At 70.4% G+C, this 17,920-nt stretch carries 19 protein-coding genes; 10 read left to right on the top strand and 9 right to left on the bottom strand.

Annotation, left to right across the window (positions count from 1 at the left end; genetic code table 11):
• Positions 1–10 precede the first annotated feature (10 nt).
• The 8 genes from ACGFY5_RS40280 to ACGFY5_RS40245 form a co-directional block, all read right to left on the bottom strand.
• Entirely contained in the window at positions 11–1,978 is a 1,968-nt protein-coding gene (locus ACGFY5_RS40280) for a thioredoxin domain-containing protein (RefSeq protein WP_392729397.1), read from the bottom strand.
• Positions 1,979–2,016: 38 nt separating this feature from the next.
• On the bottom strand, positions 2,017–2,766 hold the full coding sequence (locus tag ACGFY5_RS40275) for an SAM-dependent methyltransferase (protein WP_392729395.1): 750 nt from the start codon (positions 2,764–2,766) through the stop codon (positions 2,017–2,019).
• Positions 2,767–2,837: 71 nt separating this feature from the next.
• Positions 2,838–3,425: a bifunctional 4-hydroxy-2-oxoglutarate aldolase/2-dehydro-3-deoxy-phosphogluconate aldolase gene (locus ACGFY5_RS40270; RefSeq protein ID WP_392730035.1), complete on the bottom strand. Its 588-nt coding sequence runs from the start codon at positions 3,423–3,425 to the stop codon at positions 2,838–2,840.
• Positions 3,422–4,297, bottom strand: coding sequence for a sugar kinase (locus ACGFY5_RS40265; RefSeq protein ID WP_392729393.1), 876 nt, complete (start codon positions 4,295–4,297; stop codon positions 3,422–3,424). Before ACGFY5_RS40265 ends, ACGFY5_RS40270 begins: the two co-directional genes overlap by 4 nt.
• Positions 4,294–5,055 (bottom strand): hypothetical protein, encoded by a 762-nt coding sequence (locus tag ACGFY5_RS40260; RefSeq protein ID WP_392729391.1) that lies wholly within the window; start codon positions 5,053–5,055, stop codon positions 4,294–4,296. The genes ACGFY5_RS40265 and ACGFY5_RS40260 overlap by 4 nt, the downstream gene beginning before the upstream one ends.
• Positions 5,052–6,197, bottom strand: coding sequence for a galactonate dehydratase (gene dgoD, locus ACGFY5_RS40255; RefSeq protein WP_392729389.1), 1,146 nt, complete (start codon positions 6,195–6,197; stop codon positions 5,052–5,054). Before dgoD ends, ACGFY5_RS40260 begins: the two co-directional genes overlap by 4 nt.
• Complete coding sequence (locus ACGFY5_RS40250) at positions 6,184–6,885, bottom strand: FadR/GntR family transcriptional regulator (RefSeq protein ID WP_392729386.1); 702 nt, start codon at positions 6,883–6,885, stop codon at positions 6,184–6,186. Before ACGFY5_RS40250 ends, dgoD begins: the two co-directional genes overlap by 14 nt.
• 11 nt (positions 6,886–6,896) lie before the next feature.
• Positions 6,897–7,622: an SDR family NAD(P)-dependent oxidoreductase gene (locus ACGFY5_RS40245; RefSeq protein ID WP_392729385.1), complete on the bottom strand. Its 726-nt coding sequence runs from the start codon at positions 7,620–7,622 to the stop codon at positions 6,897–6,899.
• Between the two features lie 121 nt (positions 7,623–7,743).
• Between ACGFY5_RS40245 and ACGFY5_RS40240 the strand changes: the two genes are divergently transcribed.
• The 8 genes from ACGFY5_RS40240 to ACGFY5_RS40205 all read left to right on the top strand — a co-directional run bounded on the left by ACGFY5_RS40240 (position 7,744) and on the right by ACGFY5_RS40205 (position 16,364).
• Entirely contained in the window at positions 7,744–9,015 is a 1,272-nt protein-coding gene (locus tag ACGFY5_RS40240; RefSeq protein ID WP_392729383.1) for an ABC transporter substrate-binding protein, read from the top strand.
• On the top strand, positions 9,012–9,914 hold the full coding sequence (locus ACGFY5_RS40235; protein ID WP_392729380.1) for a carbohydrate ABC transporter permease: 903 nt from the start codon (positions 9,012–9,014) through the stop codon (positions 9,912–9,914). The genes ACGFY5_RS40240 and ACGFY5_RS40235 overlap by 4 nt, the downstream gene beginning before the upstream one ends.
• A gap of 40 nt (positions 9,915–9,954) precedes the next feature.
• The gene (locus ACGFY5_RS40230; protein ID WP_392729377.1) at positions 9,955–10,836 is read left to right on the top strand and encodes a carbohydrate ABC transporter permease; all 882 of its coding nucleotides are present in this window, start codon (positions 9,955–9,957) and stop codon (positions 10,834–10,836) included.
• Positions 10,833–12,065 carry a cellulase-like family protein gene (locus ACGFY5_RS40225; RefSeq protein WP_392729374.1) on the top strand — a complete coding sequence of 411 codons (1,233 nt, stop codon included), beginning with the start codon at positions 10,833–10,835 and terminating at the stop codon, positions 12,063–12,065. The genes ACGFY5_RS40230 and ACGFY5_RS40225 overlap by 4 nt, the downstream gene beginning before the upstream one ends.
• Positions 12,062–14,038, top strand: a complete 1,977-nt coding sequence (locus ACGFY5_RS40220) for an alpha-galactosidase (RefSeq protein ID WP_392729373.1) — start codon at positions 12,062–12,064, stop codon at positions 14,036–14,038. Before ACGFY5_RS40225 ends, ACGFY5_RS40220 begins: the two co-directional genes overlap by 4 nt.
• Positions 14,035–14,967: a lactonase family protein gene (locus ACGFY5_RS40215; protein ID WP_392729370.1), complete on the top strand. Its 933-nt coding sequence runs from the start codon at positions 14,035–14,037 to the stop codon at positions 14,965–14,967. The genes ACGFY5_RS40220 and ACGFY5_RS40215 overlap by 4 nt, the downstream gene beginning before the upstream one ends.
• Before the next feature lie 49 nt (positions 14,968–15,016).
• Positions 15,017–15,931, top strand: a complete 915-nt coding sequence (locus ACGFY5_RS40210; RefSeq protein WP_392729369.1) for an RNA polymerase subunit sigma-70 — start codon at positions 15,017–15,019, stop codon at positions 15,929–15,931.
• Positions 15,932–16,010: 79 nt separating this feature from the next.
• The gene (locus ACGFY5_RS40205) at positions 16,011–16,364 is read left to right on the top strand and encodes a dihydrofolate reductase family protein (protein ID WP_392729367.1); all 354 of its coding nucleotides are present in this window, start codon (positions 16,011–16,013) and stop codon (positions 16,362–16,364) included.
• Here ACGFY5_RS40205 and ACGFY5_RS40200 read toward each other — a convergent pair.
• Positions 16,358–16,867, bottom strand: coding sequence for a hypothetical protein (locus ACGFY5_RS40200; protein ID WP_392729364.1), 510 nt, complete (start codon positions 16,865–16,867; stop codon positions 16,358–16,360). The two genes, ACGFY5_RS40205 and ACGFY5_RS40200, sit on opposite strands and share 7 nt — an antisense overlap.
• A 93-nt stretch (positions 16,868–16,960) precedes the next feature.
• On the opposite strand from ACGFY5_RS40200, the gene ACGFY5_RS40195 reads away from it, so the two are divergent.
• Together ACGFY5_RS40195 and ACGFY5_RS40190 are read left to right on the top strand one after the other, a co-directional pair.
• Positions 16,961–17,608: a phosphatase PAP2 family protein gene (locus tag ACGFY5_RS40195; protein WP_392729363.1), complete on the top strand. Its 648-nt coding sequence runs from the start codon at positions 16,961–16,963 to the stop codon at positions 17,606–17,608.
• Positions 17,609–17,611: 3 nt separating this feature from the next.
• The gene (locus ACGFY5_RS40190) at positions 17,612–17,872 is read left to right on the top strand and encodes a hypothetical protein (protein ID WP_392729360.1); all 261 of its coding nucleotides are present in this window, start codon (positions 17,612–17,614) and stop codon (positions 17,870–17,872) included.
• Positions 17,873–17,920 lie beyond the last annotated feature (48 nt).

Below are 17,920 nucleotides of genomic sequence, written 5' to 3'. Positions count from 1 at the left end.
GCGCGGCGCGTTACCGCAACTGCTCGGCCAGCGCACTCGCGTCGGTGGTGGGCCGGTCGCAGACGAAACCGCGGCACACGTACGCGGCCGGTTCGCCGCCGACGAGCGGGCGATCGGCCAGCAGCGGCACGCCTTCCGCGTCGGGTTCGCCGGTGACCACCACGGTGCCCGGCGACGTCGCCCGCCACGCGGCCGTGCGCAGCGCGTCGGCGTCGGCACCCGATCCGACAATTGCGACCTGCAGCGGACCGGCGACGGCGGCCTCACCGACCGCGCAGGCCCAGCCCGCGAAGCGGGCGAACCGTTCCGCGACCGGCGCCATCTTCGCCAGCGCGCCCTCGGCGGCCTCGCGGTGGCGGATCGACGCGGTCAGCGCGGCGTACGTGAGCAGCGCACCGGCCACCGCGGAGGAGCCGGACGGGGTCGCGTTGTCGGTGGGGTCCTGGGGGCGGCGGATCAGGGCTTCCGCGTCGTCGGCGGTGTCGAAGAAGCCGCCGGAATCGTCCGCGAATCGAGTGAGCGCGGCCTCGAGCAGGTCCCCCGCCGACGACAGCCACCGTGCCTCGCCGGTGACCTGGTGCAACGCCAGGAAGCCCTCGGCCACGTCGCCGTAGTCCTCCAGGACGCCGGCGTGCTCGGAGACCCGGCCGTCGCGCGAGGTGCGCCGCAGCCGACCGTCGACCACGTGGACGCGCAGCAACAACTCCGCGGCGCGCACCGCGGCGTCGACAGCGTTCTTGTCGTTCGTGAGCTCGCCGTATTCGGCGAGCGCAGCGATCGCCAGACCGTTCCAGGCAGCGACGACCTTGTCGTCGCGCGCGGGCTGCGGCCGGTCGTTCCGCGCGGTCAACAACCGCTCCCGCAGCGACGCCCAGCGCGCGGGATCGTCGGGGTCGCGCCGCAGTTGCAGGACGCTCGTGCCGTGCTCGAACGTGCCGTCGTCGGTGACGCCGAGCAGCGCGGTGGCCCAGCGGCCGTCGTCGTCCCCGAGCGTTTCGGTGAGCTGCGCGGGGGTCCAGGCGTACGTGAGGCCCTCGACGCCGTCCGTGTCGGCATCGAGAGCCGACGCGAAGCCGCCCTCCGGCGTCAGCAGATCGCGGCGGAGGAACTCGGCGGTCTCGTCGGCGACGCGACGGGCCAGCGGATCGCCGGTGGCGCGCCAGAGGTGCACGTAGACGCGGAGCAGCAGCGCGTTGTCGTACAGCATCTTCTCGAAGTGCGGCACCGTCCAGGTGGCGTCGACCGCGTACCGGGCGAACCCACCGCCGAGCTGGTCGTACATGCCGCCGCGGGCCATCGCCTCGCAGGTTTCGGCCACCATCCGGAGCGAGTCCTTGCTCCCGGTGCGGGCGTGCTGGCGCAGCAGGAACTCCAGCCCCATCGACGGCGGGAACTTCGGGGCGCCACCGAAGCCCTTGTTCGTCGTGTCGAAGTCGCGCTGGAACGTCTGCGCGGCCGAATCGAGCTTCGCCGCGTCGAGCGGGTGACCCGGGCCGAGCGCGCCGCCGGTGAGCGCCTCGACGACGTTGCGGCCCTGCGCGATCGCGTCCTCGCGCTGGGTGGCCCAGGCCTGTGCGACAGCGGTGACCAAGCGCTGGAAGTGCGGCTTCGGGAAGTACGTGCCGCAGAAGAACGGCTCGCCGTCGGGGGTGGCGAACACGGTCATGGGCCAGCCACCCTGGCCGGTCATGGCCTGGGTGGCTTCCATGTAGACCGCGTCGACGTCGGGGCGTTCCTCGCGGTCGACCTTGATCGGAACCGTGTACTGGTTGATCAGCGCGGCGGTCTCGTCGTCCTCGAACGACTCGTGCGCCATGACGTGACACCAGTGGCACGCGGCATAGCCGACGCTCAGCAGCACCGGGACGTCGCGGCGCTTGGCCTCGGCGAACGCTTCGGCCGACCAGGGCCACCAGTCGACCGGGTTGTCGGCGTGCTGGACGAGGTAGGGCGAAGTCGCGTCACCGAGCCGGTTCATGGTCCGTAGCCTGCCACGCCCGTACGACGGCAAACGTCTCAGAGCTTGCGGGCGACGGCTCCGTAGGCCTCGATCGTGGGGGGTTCGGCGTCGTCGGGACGCCAGTGGGTGATCTGGACCAGGCCCGGGTCGATCAGCTGGAGGCCGTCGAACGCGGAGGCGAGCGTCTCCGGGCTGCGCAGGATGTACGGGACGCCGCCGCTTTCCGCGAGCTTCCGGGCTCCCTCGACGACCTCGGGGGTCGTGTTCGTGCCGTCCCAGAGCACGAGGTAGCTGTCGGGCTCCAGCGGGGCCAGGGTGCGGCTGACGATGTCGCGGAACACGTTGTCGTCGGGTTCGTAGCCGAGGACACCCATGAACATGACTGCGATCGGCTCGGAGAAGTCGAGAGCCTTGCGTGCTTCGCTCAGGATCGTGTCGGGGTCGTGGTAGTCGGCCTGGACGAAGGTCGCGGCGCCCTCGAGTGGGGTGTTGGCGACCATCGGGTCGATGTCGACGTAGACGACCTTCGCGTTCGGGGCCACCTCGTGGGTGTTCTGCATGATCGGTAGGCCGGTGCCGATGTCGAGGAACTGCCGGATGCCGGCTTCGTTCGCCAGGTAGCTGACGGCTCGGATGAGGAACTGGCGGGAGTACTGGGCCATCCGGACGATCTCCGAATAGACCTGCGCGACCGCGTCGCCGGCGGCTCGGTCGGGCGGGAAGTTGTCCGTGCCGCCCATCCAGTAGTTCCAGATTCGGGCGGCGTGGGGGTATTGGGTGTCGAGGTCCTCATCGGAGAGCGCCATGGGGTGTTTCTACTCGCGCGGGTAGCCCGAACGCAGCCGGCTCGGGCGTTCGCCGCCACGGGATCGCACGGCTAGAGCAGGTCGGCGAGTTCGGCGCGCTGTTCCGGGTCGGCTAGTGCCGACCCGAGCGCCACCAGCGCGGCGCCCGCCGCGAGATAGGTCGGCACGTCGCCCACTGACAGGCCTCCCGTGGCGACGAAGCGAACGTCGGGGAACGGGCCTCGCAGGGCGGAGATCCAGCCGGGGCCGAGCGCGCCGGCGGGAAACGCTTTGAGCCAGCGGCACCCCGCGGCCACCGCCAACCCCACCTCGCTCGCGGTGCCCACCCCGGGCAGGTGGGGCACGCCGGCGTGCAGGCTCGCGGCGAGAACCGTGAGGTCGAGGCCGGGCGCCACCGTGTAGCGCGCCCCGGCTGCGGCCGCCGCACGGGCCTGGTCGGGCGTCACGACCGTGCCCGCGCCGACGATCAGCCCACGATCGGCGGCCGCCGCGGCGACCTCCCGCAGCGCGTCCAATCCGTGCGGCCGCGCCAGCGGAATCTCCAGCACGGTGACCCCGGCGTCCCACAGCCGCGTAGCCAGCGAAACGGTCTCCGCCGGCGGCAACCCCCGCAGGATCGCCATGATCCGCGCATCCCCGACGATCTCGTCGAACGTCACCACGAGCCCTCCAGTCGAGCCTCGGAAAGTCGAGCCACGTCGCCGGTCACCCGGAGCGCGGCGCCCGCCAGCTGGTGTCCGAGTCGCAGCCGCTCGCTCTCCGGCGCGTCGTTCAACAGGCCGAACAGGTACCCGGCCGCGAACGCGTCACCCGCCCCGACCGGCTCCACGACGTCGACAGTGGGAGCGGGCACGAAGCAAGCGTCCGAGTACGCGCCCACGGCGCCGTCCTTCACGATCACCCGCTCCGGCTCCGGCAGGAGCTCCCGCACGTCCGCCGCCGTCCGCACGCCCCAGAGCGTCCGGGCTTCGTCCAGACCGACGAAGACGACGTCGGCGCGGCGAGCCAGCCCGGCCAGCACCGGCGCGGCCTGCTCGACCGACCAGAGCCCCGGCCGGTAGTTGACGTCGAAACTCGCGGTCACACCCGAATCGAAAACCGCATCCACCAGTGCGGCGCACGACGAGGAGAGCGCAGGAGTGATCCCACTCAGGTGCACCACCCGCGAGGAAGGCAGCGTGGACGGCCCGAGCCGCGATGCCGCCGACCCGGCGCGGTAGTAGTGCACGGTCGTGCCCGAGGCGCCCGGGTCCTTGAAGAAGACGCCGGTGGGCGCAGAAGGATCCACCACGACGGTAGAGACGTCCACGCCGTACGACGCGATCCGCGAACACACCAGCGAGCCCAGCGGATCGGCCCCCACCGCACTCACCCACGCCGTCCGCGCCCCGAGCTGCGCCAGGTACGACGCCACCGTCGATTCGGCGCCAGCCACGTCGAGCCGCATCGGCCCACCCGATGCCAACGGACCCGGCGGATCCGGCGTCACCAGCGCCATCGCCTCCCCGACGCACACCACGTCGAAACTCATGCCGAAACCGTCAGCCGCCACTCGCACACCCCGGACTCCCCGACCACGGCTGTCTCCCCCTCGGCTCGGTCGAACACCCGCCCCAGCATCGGCTCGACGCCGATCGAACGGTACGGATCCCCCTCCGGCCAGCCTCGCAGGTTCCGCCAGAGCGCGACCGAGGCGGGCTGCCCCTCGGCCTCGAGCCGGAAGCTCAGCGACTTCCCGTCGACCACCCGCACGGCGGAACAGGCGAGGATCGCCCCGACAGCGGTCCCGTCGTCCGGCCCGAGCCGGTCCAACCTTCCCGACCCGGACCGGTCCGCGCTGCCCGGCCCGACATGACCCGGCCACGCCACGGTCTCGGTCGCCGGGCCCCGGCCGTAGACCCGGGTCGGCGTTCCCGGCGGGGCGATCAACCGGGCATCAGCCGACACGTCCAGCAGCGCGTGCGCCGCCCACACGAACCGGTACCCCGGTGAGGCGGTCAACCGGTAATCCACCTCCACCGCATCGACCACGTGTCGAATCGTCCGCGACAACGAGAACTCGTCGGTCACCACCGACCCGTCGGCAGACCACGGTCGCGACCACACCGACCCGTGATCCGGATGTCCCCGCACGGTCGGGACGCACTCCTCCACGCCGCCGGCGTCGACAAATGCGTCGCCGGGGCGAACCGAAGCCCGGGGCGCGGAACGGTGCCAGAGCCATTCCCGGCCGCCCACACGCAGCGACGTCCACCGGCCGCCGTGCGCGAGATCGACGTCGACGCTCACCACTCCGCGAACGACCCGTCGTCGTGCCGCCAGACGGGGTTGCGCCAGGCGTGCCCGGACCGGTCGGCCCGGCGCACCGCCGCCTCGTCGACGGTGATGCCGAGACCGGGTAACTCCAGGCGCGCGATGTGACCGTCGACGATCCGCAGCGGCTCGGGGTCGGCCACGTAGTCGAGCAGGTCCGCGCCGACGTTGTAGTGGATCCCGATGCTCTGCTCCTGGATCAGGAAGTTCGGCGTGCTGAGCGCCACCTGCAGGCTCGCCGCCAGCGACACCGGACCGAGCGGACAGTGCGGCGCGAGCAGCGCACCGTGCGTCTCGGCGAGCGACGCGATCCGCCGCACCTCGGAGATGCCACCGGCGTGTGAGAGGTCGGGCTGGACGACGCTGATGCCCGCGCGTAACGCGGGCAGGAAATCGCTGCGGTGGTAGAGCCGCTCACCGGTCGCGAGCGGAGACGCGGTGAGGCCCACCAGCTCGGGCAGCCGGTCGCCGTGTTCGGGCAGCAGCGGCTCTTCGACCAGCAGCGGGTGCAGCGGCGCGAGCGCGGGCAGCAGCAGCCGCGCGGCCGCGAACGTCGCCCGGCCGTGCAGGTCGACGGCCACGTCCCGGGTGTCGCCGAGCGCGTCCCTGGCCGCGGTCACGCGCGCGACCACCGCGTTGAGCTCGGCGAGCGTCGGCACCGGCGAGAGCACCCCGCTCGCGTTCATCTTCACGGCGGTCATGCCCGCTTCGACGTGCGCGGTCACCGCGTCGGTGATCTCGCCGGTCTCGTCGCCGCCCACCCACGCGTACACGCGGACGCGATCGCGCACCGCCCCGCCGAGCAGCGCGTGCACCGGTGCACCGTAGGCCTTGCCGGCGATGTCCCAGAGCGCCTGGTCGATGCCGGCGACCGCGCTGGAGAGCACCGGACCGCCGCGGTAGAACCCGCCCTTGGTCAGGACCTGCCAGTGCTGCTCGATGCGCAGCGGGTCTTCGCCGATCAGGTACTCGGCCAGCACGTCCACGGCGGCGCGCACGACTTCGGCGCGGCCTTCGACGACCGGTTCGCCCCAGCCCACCAGCCCGTCGTCGGTCGAGACGCGACAGAACAGCCAACGCGGCGAGACGAGGAAGGTCTCGACCCTATCGATTTTCATCGGCGAGCCTCGCTACGTCGTCGACCGCCTGCTCGAGCAGCCGGCCCATCGCCCGTGCGGCCTCTGCGGCGTCGTGCTGACGGATCGCGTCCACCACCGCCTGGTGGCTGGGCACGGGGTCACCGGGGCCGGCGCCGTGCACCATCCGGTCACGTTCGGCCAGCCCGGTCTCGATCAGCACTTCCATGCGTTGCAGCAGCTCGTTGTGGGTCGCGGCGAGCAGCGCACGGTGGAACGCGAGGTCCGCGTCGACGGCCGCGCCGGTGTCGTCCCCGGCGGACGCCATCGCCGCGAGCGCCGCGTCGAGCGCGGCGACGTCGGCGTCCGTGGCGCGTTCAGCGGCGAGGCCGGCGGCACCGGGCTCGACGATCGAGCGCAGCTCGTGCAGGTCGGAGAACAGGCCCGGACGAGCCGCGCGGGAGAACTGCCATCGCAGGACGTCGGGATCGAGCAGGCTCCAGTCGTCACGCGGACGCACGAACGTCCCGCGCTTGGGACGCGCGTCGACGAGCCCTTTCGCCGCGAGCACCCGCATCGCCTCGCGGAGCGCGGTGAGGCTGACGTCGAGTTCCGACTGCAGCGCGTTGATGTCGAGCGTGGCGCCTTCGGCGAGCTGCCCGGTCAGGATGCGCTGAGCGAGCACCTCCACCGTCTGGCCGTGCACGCCACGCGTCCCGTAGTGCTGCATGCGTCCCCTTGTCACGACGACTGCCGGGTGGCAGTCCAGCCACCGTCGACGACGAGCGTCGTCCCGGTGATGAATCCGGCCTCGTCGGAGGCCAGGAACGCCACCGCGGCAGCCACTTCGTCGGGGCTACCCAGCCGGCCGGCGACCGTGGCTTCCGCACTGCGCGCTCTGTCGGCCTCCGAGAGGGAGGCCCACGCGTCGGTGAGGATCGGCCCCGGCAGCACTGTGTTGACCCGCAGCGCCGGACCGTACTCGACGGCGAGCTGCCGACCGAGCGAAACCAGCGCACCCTTGGCCGCCGCGTAGGCAGGCCGGCCCGGGAGCCCCACCAACGCGTGCACCGACGAGATCAGAACGGCGGAGCGCAAGGCCCCCAGAAGTGCACGCACCCCCAGGAACGTGCCGGTCAGCGACACCGCCAACTGCCGGTCCCACGACTCCCGGCTCGTCTCGTGCGCCGGCTTGACGTCCACTGAGTACGCGTTGCTGACGAGGACGTCGACCGGTCCGAAATCAGAACCCAGCCGTTCCCAGGTGGACTCGTCGGATGCGTCCGCGATCACGGCGTGCGCGCGTCCGCCGTCGGCTCGGATCTTCTCGGCGACCCCGTCCGCGGGCCGCACGTCGGTGAGCACCACCGCCGCGCCCTCGGCCGCGAGCCGGACCGCGCACGCGGCACCGATGCCGCCGGCCGCACCGGTGACCACGGCCGTCCGACCTGCGAATCGTTCGCTCATCCGGGAGCCTCCGAGCCAACTAACCATTAATTACGAAGATATATTGACAGCCCTGCAAAGCCCGTGCAACCGTTCCGCAACGCGATGTCACAGCTGACTCTCGTCCCCCCGGAGGGTTCACATGACCACCACTCGACGCGGCTTCCTCGCGGGCCTCGGCGGACTCGGAGCGGCCGCCGCGCTCGGCGGCTGCGCCACCGGTAGCGACTCCAGCGGTGGTGGCAGCTCCACCACGCTGACGCTCCAGAACTCGCAGTCCGACGCCGACCCCAAGGCCGCGCTCACGCAGGTCGTCGACGGTTACACAAAGCAAAAGGTCACCCTGAACACGATCGCGATCGAGACGTTCCGGGCCCAGCTGCCGACCTACCTCAACTCGGCCAACCCGCCGGACGTCCTGACCTGGTACGCGGGCTCCGTCGCCCGCGACTACGCGAAAAAGGGCTTCCTGCTCGACGTCTCCGAGCTCTGGACCGGCGACGGCGCCTGCGCGAAGTTCTCCCCCGCGCTCAAGGAGCTGTCGACCGCCGAGGACGGCAAGCAGATCTTCGTGCCGACGAACTACTACTGGTGGGGCGTCTTCTACAAGAAGTCCGCGTTCGCCGAGTGGGGCGTGCAGCCGCCGACCACCTGGGACGAGTTCATCGCGGTCTGCAAGACGATCAAGAGCAAAGGCGCCTACCCGCTGACGATGGGCACCGGCTCCACCGCGTGGGTGGCGTCCGGCTGGTTCGACTACCTCAACCTGCGGATCAACGGCGCGAAGTTCCACCGGGAGCTGCTGGCCGGCCAGCACGCGTTCGACGGCCCCGAGGTCAAACAGGTCATGGACCACTACCGGCAGCTGATCGAGTACATCGACCCGAAGGGCCGCTCGTACTCCTATCAGGACGCGGTGACACCGCTGGTCAACAAGAAGGCCGGCATGTACCTGCTCGGAGCGTTCATCACCAGCTCCGTGCCGCAGGGTGGCGTCGAGGACATCGACTTCTTCCGCGTTCCGTCGATCAACACGAGCGTGCCGGTCGCCGAGGAAGCCCCGACCGACGGTTACTTCGCTGCCGCGAGGACCAAGAACAAGCAGGGTGCACTAGACCTGCTGTCGTACCTCGCCGGGTCGAAGCAGCAGCAGGCGTTCATCGAGCGCGCGAAGTCGTCGAACCTGCCGACTTCGAGCGAGGTCGACGTCAGCAAGTTCTCGCCGCTGGTGCAGAAGGGGGTCAAGCACCTGAACGAGACCGAGGAGATCACCCAGTTCTTCAACCGGGACTCCAGCGACGAGCTGCAGACCACCGCCGACACCGCGCTGACGAAGTTCCTCGACAAGCCCGGTGACGTCAACTCGATCCTGAAGGAGTGGCAGGCGAGCGCGAAGAAGGTCCTGGGGTCGTGACTGCTCCTGCCGTGCGGGCACCGGCACGCTGGCGCCGCGTGCCCGCGATCGTCTGGGTGTTCCTCGCGGTGCCGGCCCTGGTCGAGATCGGGATGGTGTTCTGGCCCGCCCTCAACAGCTTCTATCTGTCGTTCACGACCTGGAACGGGCTGGGCGCCGCCCAACCCGTCGGGCTGGAGAACTACCAGAACCTCTTTGACGACGACGTCTTCACCGGCGCGCTGAAGAACAACGTGATCTGGGCGATCGGATTCGGTGGGCTGTCGGTGCTGGGCGGGTTAGCTCTGGCGTTGGCGCTCAACCGGCCGCGCCGGGGCGTCGGGCTCTACCGCAGTGCGATCTACCTGCCGATGGTGTTCTCGCTGGCAGTGACCGGTCTGTTCTGGCGGGTGCAGTACCAGCCGGACGGGTCGATCAACACGCTGCTCGGGGCGATCGGGCTGTCGTCGTGGGAGAAGCAATGGCTGGCGAACCCCGACACCGCGTTGTACGCGGTGCTGGTCGCCGCGGTGTGGCGGCAGGTGGGGTACGTGATGGTGCTGTATCTGGCGGGCCTCAAAGGCACCGATCCCACCTTGGACGACGCTTCCGCGGTGGATGGGGCCACGGCGTGGCAGCGGTTCCGGTACGTGACGTGGCCGCAGTTGCGTGGCGTCAACACAGTGGTCTTCGCCGTGACGGTGATCGATTCGCTGCGGACGTTCGACATCGTCTGGGCGATGACAGCGGGTGGGCCCTACCACTCGTCGGAGCTGCTCAGCACGTACATGTTCCAGCAGGGCTTCAAGTTCCTGAACCTGGGTTACGCGTCCGCGATCGCCGTCGTGATCTTCGCACTCGCCGTCGTTTTCATCATCACGTACCTGATCCGCGCGACCCGCGAGGAGGCTGCGGCATGACGGGGTATCTGGTTGGCCGCCTCGCATCGGGAGGCGCCTTGTGACAGCGACTCTGGTCGCCGCGCCGGCGGCGCCCGCGGCTCCGCAGAAGTCCCCGCGACCGCGCCGGAAGCGGGGGTGGGTGTTTCACCTGATCATGGCGCCGGTGACCGTGCTGTGGGTCGCACCGATGGTGTTCGTGCTGGTGCTGGCGATCCGGACCTTCGACGACGTGGCGGCGAACGGCACCGCGTCGTTGCCCCACAGCTTCACGTTCGACGGCTTCGACACCGCCCTGGGCACGGGCGGAATGGCCCGCTCGCTGTGGACGAGCATCAAGATCACCGTGCCGGCCGTGATCATCACGCTCTGGCTGGCGTCGATGGCCGCGTACGCACTCAGCCGGTACGCGATCCCCGGTCGCCGCGCGATCCTGCTGACGATGCTCGCCGGCAACCTGCTCCCTCCGCAGATCCTGCTGATCCCGGTCTCCCGGATCACCGAGTCGCTGGGGCTCTACGACACGCTGACCGGCCTGATCGCGATCCACGTCGGCTTCGGCCTCGGGTTCTACACATTCGTTCTGTACGGGTTCATGCGCTCGCTGCCGGGCGAGCTCACCGAAGCCGCACGCATCGACGGCGCCGGGCCGGTGCAGATCTACGCCCGGATCGTTCTGCCCCTGTGCCGTCCGTCGCTCGCAGCACTCGCCGCACTGGCCACGACCTGGATTTTCAACGACCTGATCTGGGCGATCACGGTCCTGCGCACCGAGGCGAAACTGCCGGTCACGGCGGCGCTGCTCAACCTGCAGGGCGGTTACGTGAGCCAGTGGAACGTCGTCGCGGCGGCATCCGTGCTCGCCGCGGTGCCCACCGCGATCGTGTTCTTCGCGTTCCAACGCCACTTCGTGTCGGGCCTGCTGGTGGGGGCGAACAAATGAGCAAGCTCGCGATGACGCTGTGGGACTTCAGTTGGTACACGCGGACCGGCCCCGGAGAGCCGTTCGAGGACCTGGACCGGGCGTTCACCGAGGCGGTGGAGCGCGGCTACAACGCGGTGCGGATCTGCGCGATGCCGTTCCTGCTGTTCCGTTCGGGTCTCGACACGTCGGCGTTGACGTTCGAGTCGTTCGGCGGTGAGTACGGGCAACGAACCCGCTGGTACGACGTTCGCGGTCGCACCACGCTGAACGGGCGCGCGCACCTGCTCGACTTCTTCCGGGCCGCCGCCCGGCACGACGTCAAGGTCATCGTGTCGAGCTGGGAGTACCAGCAGAGCCCGTCGTTCTCCGGCGACGACGCCTGGCACCGGGCACTGCGCGCGGTGCCCGTGTCCGAACGACCGCTCGCACTCGCCGACGCCCACGCGGATCTCGTCGATCTGGTGAAGTCCGAAGGGTTGGCCGACACCGTGGCGTTCGTCGAACTGCACAACGAAGTGCAGGTCAGCGCGCTGACCGAGGACGGACGGTTCGGCGGCGTCGTCGAGCTCCGCGACGCCCTGGAAGCCGGCATCGACCGGTTCAAGGAGCGCCACCCGTCGGTGCCGTGCACGGTGAACTACGCGCACGTGCCGATCGGTGAGCTGCGCGGTGTTCCGCGCAACATCGACGTCGCGGTGTTCCACCCGTACGTCTACGGCGTGCTCGACCAGCTCATCGACGAGTTCGCGCTGCGGGATCCGTCGCGTCCGTTCCCGCAGGAGCGGGCGTACGCCGAGCTGCTGCGCGACGGTGCACCGCCGCTCGAGGACTGGCAGCCCGCGGAGAATCGCCGCTGGACGCTCGACGCGACAGTGATGCAGCCGCGGGAGCTCTACGCGCACGACTGGTGCGACCCCGACAAGTGGGACCGCTGGCTCTACGACCGCTACGGCGCGCACCGCGTGGCCATGCGTGCTGTGTTGGATCTGTGGCTGGCCGCCGCCGCCGACTTGGCGTCGGACCGCGGTGTGCCGCTGGTTTTCGGTGAGGGCTGGGTCGGCTACACCCCGCTGCACACCGACTTCGAGGAGGGCCCGGTCGGCGCGGAGATCTGCGAGTACGCCGTGCGTCGCAGCCGGGAGATCGGCGCCTGGGGCACGATCGTCTGCTCGAACGCGGCGCCGCACCATCCGATGTGGGTGGACGTGGTGCTGCAGCAGCGCCTGACCGCCGAGTTCCTCGCGTGAAGTGGACCCTCACCGGGGCCACCACCGAGTACACGGTGACCCTGGCCGACGAGTGGCTGGAGCTGCACTCGTGGGGGCCGATCGGCGTCAGCGACGGGCCGTCGCCGCTCGCGTTCCACGGCAAGGTGCAGTACCTGACGCGCGGGGACGTCGCTCCGGTGGAGTACGCCACCGATGGACAGCGGCCATTTCTGGGTGCGGATCTGGATGCCGGGGGGCTGCGCTGGGAGTTCGTCTCCGCCGAGGAGACCGACGGGCTGCGGGTGACGTTCGTCGACGCGCTTACCGGCCTGCGCGGTACGCAGTGCTACCGGTTCGGTCATGGCACGGACGTGATCGAACGGTGGGTGGAGGTCCGCAACGACGGCCGTGATCCCGTGTCGATCGGGTCGCTCGGCTCGGCGGCGTTCTCGGTGCCTACCCCGGATGGTGCGCGCCTCGGCTACCTGTGTGGCCAGTGGTCGCAGGAGTTCACCTGGTCGGAGATCGACCTGCCGCGCGGGCGGTTCGAGATCGGCAGCGCGCAGGGAGTGACCGGCCACCAGTTCGCGCCCTACCTGACGGTCGACGGCACGTACGGCGTCCAACTGGCCTGGAGCGGTTCCTGGCAGATCGTCGCCGACGTGGACGCGGTCGGGACCACCCGCGTGCGGGCCGGTTCCGTCGGCGGGGTCCTGCTCGCACCGGGTGAGACCGTCACGACGCCGATCGCCGCCGGCGCCTACAGCGCCGAGGGCGTCGACGGCCTCGGCCGCGTCTGGCACGCCTACGAGCGGCTCCGGTCCCGCGATCGGGTGCGCCCGGTCATCTACAACTCCTGGGAAGCGACGACGTTCGACGTCACCGCCGAGGGACAGCTCGCGCTCGCCGACATCGCCGCGGACCTCGGCGTCGAGACGTTCGTGGTCGACGACGGCTGGTTCGTCGGGCGCACGGACGACCACGGTGGCCTCGGCGACTGGACACCCGACCCGGCCAAGTTCCCGGACGGCTTCGCGGCCTTCGTCGACGCGGTGAGGGCGAAGGGCCTCGGTTTCGGGCTCTGGGTCGAGCCGGAGATGGTGAACCCGGCGTCGGAGCTCTACGCCGAGCACCCCGACTGGGTGTACCGCATCGAGGGGCGCCCGCAGACACAGGTGCGCAATCAGTACCTGCTGGATCTCGGCCGCGCGGACGTCTTCGAGTTCGTGAGTTCGACGCTCGAGGGACTGCTGGCGGAATACCCGATCGACTACCTGAAGTGGGACTTCAACCGGCCCCGAACGGAGTCGACGGCACCCGACGCCGACCGCAGGCACGTCGCGAACCTGTACCGCGTGCTCGATCGGCTGCGGACGAACTTTCCCCACGTCACGGTCGAGGGGTGTGCTGCGGGTGGGGCACGCGTCGATCTCGCGACGGCGGAACGCACCGACGTGCTGTGGCCGTCGGACAACACGGCGCCGCTGGACCGGCTCCGGATCCAGCACGGTTTCCTCGCCGCGCACGCGCCGCACCTGATGAGCTCGTGGGTCACCGACGCGCCCGGCCTGTTCGACGTCCGGCCCCGGTCCCTGGACTTCCGTTTCGTGCTCGCGTCCGCGGGGGTGCTGGGGATCGGCGCGGACGTCGGTCGTTGGTCGTCGGCCGAACGCGAGACCGCGCGCACCTGGGTCGCCCGGTACAAAGCCGTCCGCGACGTGATCACGGGCGGCACCGTGTACCGGATCGGCTCACCCGACCAGGCGCGATGCGCCGTGCAGTACACGCTCGGTAGCCGCACCGTCGTGCTGGCCTGGAACACCGGGACGCTCGACGGCCTTGGGCACGTGCCCGGACGCGATCTGCGCCTGCCGCTCTCCGGGCTCTCCGCTGCCGCCCGCTACCGTGCGCGAGGAACCGAGTTCTCCGGAGCGCACCTGGCCACGGTCGGGTTGCCGGTCCGGTGGACCGCAACGCAGGACGCCGAAATGATCGTCGTGGAGGAGCTTTGAGCACCAGGCTCGTCATCGGTTCGTACACGTCGGACATGGACGGGACCGGGATCGGCCTGTCGTCCGTGCCCGGCGGGCACGTGGTCACCCCGTCCCCGTCCTACGTGATCACCGACGGCTCGTACCTGTATGCCGTCAACGAGGGCGAAGGCGCGGTCAGCTCGTTCACTATCGACACGCTCGAACTGCTCTCGACGCAGTCGACCGGCGGACAGTGGCCGTGCCACCTCGCGCTGATCGACGGCTACCTGCTGGCGGCGAACTACGGCTCCGGGAGCGTGTCCGTGCACCCGGTCGCCGACGGGAAGATCGGCCCGCGGACGAGCCTGGTGCAGCACCAGGGGACCGGGCCGGACGCCGAGCGCCAGGAAGGCCCGCACGCCCACCAGATCGTGTCCGGCCCGGACGGCGCGGTCACCGTCGTCGACCTCGGCATCGACCGGCTCGTGCACTACTCGTTCGCCGACGGTGCGCTGACCCGCACCGGCGAGACCGCCCTGCCGCCCGGTACCGGTCCGCGGCACGTGGCGGTGCACCCGTCCGGCCGCTGGTACGTCGCGGGTGAGCTGAACTCGACGGTGGTGACGCTGTTGTCCGGGAAGGTCGTGGCCACCACGCCGTCCACCGCCGTGGACGGGCACAACCAGGCGAGCGCGATCGCGCTGTCGGGCGACCACCTCTACGTGGCCAACCGCGGCCCGGACACGATCGCCGCGTTCCGCCTCGACGCCCACGGCGTTCCGGCACCGATCGCCGAGGTGTCGACCGGCGGCTCCTGGCCCCGGGATTTCGCGCTCGTCGACGACGGCCTGGTCGTGGCGAACGAGCGGTCGTCGACGCTGGTGTGGTTCTCCCTGGAAGACGGAATCCCCGTCCCCACCGGCAAAACCGTGGAAACCGGCTCCCCGACGTCCGTCCTCCCGCTCTAGACGGGCCTGGCACCGATTCCTTTCGCGGTGGGGCATCGTCTACCCGGAGATGGAGATCCTGGACGAAGCCGTGCTCGAGGCGCATCGGCGCGAGTTGCGGGCGCACTGTTACCGGATGGTCGGTGCGCTGGGCGAAGCCGACGATCTGGTGCAGGAGACGTTTCTGCGGGCGTGGAAGGGCCGGACCGAGTTCGAGGGGCGGTCGTCGCTGCGGACCTGGCTCTACCGGATCGCCACCAATGCCTGCCTCGACGCCCTGGCCAGCGGGCAGCGCCGAGTGCTGCCCGCCGACGTCGGGCCGGCGGATCCACGCTGGTTGGAGCCGATCCCGGACCATCTGCTCGACCCCGCCACCGGGTCGGTCGACCGCGAAACGCTCGAGATCGCGTTCCTGGCCGCCATCCAGCACCTGCCGCCGCGGCAGCGCGCGGTGCTGATCCTGCGTGACGTGCTGGGCTGGCCGGCTGCGGCGACCGGTGATTCGCTCGGATTGAGCGTTCCGGCCGTCAAGAGCGCACTGCAACGTGCTCGGGCGACGCTGCGCGAGCGCCTGCCGCGCGAGCGCGAGGAGTGGCGCCGCGACGCTTCCACCGACGAACGACGAACGCTCCGCCGCTACGTGGCGGCGCACCGGTCCGGTGACCGGCACGCGCTGGCCGCCCTGTTGGCCGAGGACGTCCGCGCCGAGTTCGCGCCGTCGGCGCGGTGGATCGAGGGCCGCGACGCCTATCTCGACGAGATCCGCGACAACGCCGACCCCGGTGTGTACCGGTACGTCGAGGCCGGCGCCAATCACCAGCCGGCGATGGCTGTCTACCTGCGGGCGCCCGGCGTCGTGGTGTACCGGCTCCACGCCGTGCAGGTGCTGCGCGTCAGCGGCGGCGTGGTCGTCGGGATCGTCGACTTCCACGCACCGCAGGTCCTCGATTCCTTTTCGCCGGAGCTGCCGTCAGAACTGGCATGAGTACGCGACGCGTGATTCTTCGGATGCAGATAACGCTCGACGGGTTCGTCGCCCGGCCGGACGGTGGGCTCGACTGGATGTGGGAGTCGTTCACGGCGAAGAAATCGCGCCGTTGATCAACGGCATCGAAAAGATTGTTTTCTCGACGACGTTGAGCGAGCCGTTGAGCTGGTCGAATGCGCGGCTGGCCACGCAGGGGCTCGGCAGCACTGTCGCCGGGCTGAAGCGACAGCCCGGTGGTGACATCGTGATCGTCGGGGGCGCGGCGTTCGCGCGAGCGGCGGTGCGCGAGCGGCTGGTCGACGAGTACCACCTGGTCGTGCATCCGGTCGCGATCGGGGACGGGTTGGCGCCGTTCGGTGCGGACACGCGGTTGCGGCTCGTGGGCCACCGGGCCTATCCCAGCGGCGTGCTGCGCCTCACCTATCAGTAGTCCGGGGTCAGCAACCCCTGGAATCCCACGATCACGGCAATAATCCCGAACACCGCCAACAACAAAGCCACCCCCGTAGGCGCCGCCACCGCGGCGGCGGTGCGGCTTCCGGCCGAGCCGCCCGGCCCGGCCGGCCGAGCCGATCCGACCCCGGCCGGCGCGACACTGCCGGCTCCCGCCTGGCCGCCCCCGGCCGGGGCGGCGCTTGCCGCGGGGCGGCCGGCGCCGCGGCCGCTGCGGAGGCGGTCCCAGAGGAGGATGACGCCCATGGCGATGGCGACCAGCTCGAAGTGGAAGACGTGGGGGCCGTCGGTCGCGTGGACGAGCAGGTAGTAGCCGCCGGTCACCAGCGCGACCAGACCGACGATCCACCCGTACGGCGCCGCGGCCCGGGCCACGAGGCCCAGGTCGTCACCCACCCTCGGCAGGCGCTGCAGAAGCGCGGACGCGAGCAGCAGTCCTCCCGCGATGTTCGCGAAATCGAGCAGGAGCGCCATGATCATGACCCGGTTCCCTTCTCCTACCCCCGACATCGATGCCTGCTCTAGAGACGCGCCAAACGCGCTTCCCGCCCAACCGAAGTTAGCCTTCGACACATGTCCCGGCTCCGCGCGATGCTCCTGGTCGCCGTTCCGGCCCTCATCGGGTTCGCCGGGATCACCATCGGACTGGCGACCGGCATCCTGATCGGTATCGACCGGTCGATCGCCGACGGGCACCGGATCGGCGCCCTCTACTGGCCGGCGCGGGTCGGATTCTCCCTGGGCCAGAACTGGGTGTTCCCCACCGCGTCGGCAGTGGTCGCGGCCCTCCTCGCGGTGCGAAAGCGCACGCCCTGGCCGGTACTGGGCCTGATCGGCAGCTGGCTCGCCCACACCCTGGTCGTGGGGTCCGCGAAAATCTGGGCCGGGCGGCCCCCACCGGCCGGCGGCGACCCGCACCTGCACGCGGTCGCCGCCGAGCTCAGCCAGCGCATGAGCTACCCCTCCGGCCACGCCGCGAACATCGTCGTGTTCAGCGCGACGCTCGGCGTCCTGCTGGCCGCGTATACCGGCAATCCGCGCTGGGCGAGCCGGATGCAAACCGTCGGCGGCGTCAGCGCTCTGATCTGCGTCGTCTGCATGGTCTACCTGAACTTCCACTGGACGACCGACGCACTGGGAGGCCTGGTGCTCGGCATCGCTATTCGTGCTCTCGTCGTCCCTTTCTGTGAGAGAATCAGTAGTACACCAGTTCGGGGGTGACCCATGAAGGGCGACCGAGTCGAGATCGTCATCGATGCGGGCGAATCCACCCGCACCTACGAGGTCGTGGCCACTCGCGCCGGCCGCCGGGTCGACGTCACGCACGGCCGCGGCATCGTCGAGGTCACCGAAGTGACGCGCGGCGGCACCCCGGTCCGCACTGCGCGTTTCATGGCGGCGCGCGTCCTCGCCCTCGTCGAGCACCCCGCACCGCGGGGCGCCCACGCCGACGACGAAAAGCCCCCACAGGTCACAGCGGCGTAGGAATTACTCACCGAACGACGGACTTAACCACGCTTTCGTTAGCACCGG

The organism is Cryptosporangium sp. NPDC048952 (assembly GCF_043197895.1).
Taxonomy (GTDB): Bacteria; Actinomycetota; Actinomycetes; order Mycobacteriales; family Cryptosporangiaceae; genus Cryptosporangium.
The sequence above is the reverse complement of the archived record's forward strand: the minus strand, read 5'-3'. Positions and strand labels throughout refer to the sequence as shown.

Coding starts and splice junctions, on each gene's coding strand:
- ACGFY5_RS40250 (WP_392729386.1), bottom strand. CDS start 6,885: ATGCAGCACTACGGGACGCGTGGCGTGCACGGCCAGACGGTGGAGGTG.
- ACGFY5_RS40240 (WP_392729383.1), top strand. CDS start 7,744: ATGACCACCACTCGACGCGGCTTCCTCGCGGGCCTCGGCGGACTCGGA.
- ACGFY5_RS40210 (WP_392729369.1), top strand. CDS start 15,017: ATGGAGATCCTGGACGAAGCCGTGCTCGAGGCGCATCGGCGCGAGTTG.
- ACGFY5_RS40195 (WP_392729363.1), top strand. CDS start 16,961: ATGTCCCGGCTCCGCGCGATGCTCCTGGTCGCCGTTCCGGCCCTCATC.
- ACGFY5_RS40225 (WP_392729374.1), top strand. CDS start 10,833: ATGAGCAAGCTCGCGATGACGCTGTGGGACTTCAGTTGGTACACGCGG.
- ACGFY5_RS40265 (WP_392729393.1), bottom strand. CDS start 4,297: ATGAGTTTCGACGTGGTGTGCGTCGGGGAGGCGATGGCGCTGGTGACG.
- ACGFY5_RS40245 (WP_392729385.1), bottom strand. CDS start 7,622: ATGAGCGAACGATTCGCAGGTCGGACGGCCGTGGTCACCGGTGCGGCC.
- ACGFY5_RS40275 (WP_392729395.1), bottom strand. CDS start 2,766: ATGGCGCTCTCCGATGAGGACCTCGACACCCAATACCCCCACGCCGCC.
- dgoD (WP_392729389.1), bottom strand. CDS start 6,197: ATGAAAATCGATAGGGTCGAGACCTTCCTCGTCTCGCCGCGTTGGCTG.
- ACGFY5_RS40190 (WP_392729360.1), top strand. CDS start 17,612: ATGAAGGGCGACCGAGTCGAGATCGTCATCGATGCGGGCGAATCCACC.
- ACGFY5_RS40200 (WP_392729364.1), bottom strand. CDS start 16,867: ATGATCATGGCGCTCCTGCTCGATTTCGCGAACATCGCGGGAGGACTG.
- ACGFY5_RS40280 (WP_392729397.1), bottom strand. CDS start 1,978: ATGAACCGGCTCGGTGACGCGACTTCGCCCTACCTCGTCCAGCACGCC.